1 protein-coding gene is annotated in these 741 nt (G+C 42.0%); it reads left to right on the forward strand.

Annotated features, from left to right (window positions below):
- On the forward strand, window positions 1-741 hold a 741-nt coding region (locus ACKTR2_RS10305), incomplete at both ends, for a hypothetical protein (protein ID WP_407885054.1).

Consider the following 741-nt stretch of genomic DNA (forward strand, 5'->3'; position numbering starts at 1 on the left):
TGAACCAGTGTTAAGTGCTAAAGACTTTGTCAAAGAAAATTTGGCCGATCATCAGAATGTGACAAGCTTATATAACGCGTTCAAAGATTATTTAAACCAGCAAACCGACCTTAAAGTCAGTGAAGTGCCTTTAGCGACGCTAAATGGGGCTAAGGGGTATTTTCAACCCAGCACTAATGAAATCGTCATTGGTGGCGATGAGCCCGACCATGCTTTGAAACTAAAGACGTTATACCACGAATATGCGCATAGCCAGCTACACGGCTTAAAATCAGCTTTTAAAGATCGGCCCCGAGCCTATCAGGAAACCCAAGCCGAAGCGGTTGCGTATGTTGCCATGCAAAATATTGGCGTTGATACCAGCAACTACTCACTCGGTTACGTGGCTACCTGGGCCAAAGATAAAGCGGTGATCCATAGTGCTTTAAGTGAAATCCAGCAAGTTAGCAACAAAGTGATTGAGCTTAGCGATGGCTTAACCAAACAATTAGGCTTACAAGAAGCCCAAAAAGAGCCTGAGCATGATTTAAAAAAGCTATCAGCCCAGGATCTTAATAAGNCCTATCAAGGCTTGCAACAACAAGTTCAGCAAGCGACTAATCCACAACAAAAGTTAGGACTAAAAAATAAGTTAAATGATGTACACCATGAAATCAGTAATCGAACGCAAAAACAACTGAAAGCACTTGCTGAAGAAAATCCAGAAATTAAACGACCAGATTCTGAACCCGATCAAAGCCT

This window comes from Furfurilactobacillus curtus, assembly GCF_045862785.1.
Taxonomy (GTDB): Bacteria; Bacillota; Bacilli; order Lactobacillales; family Lactobacillaceae; genus Furfurilactobacillus; species Furfurilactobacillus curtus.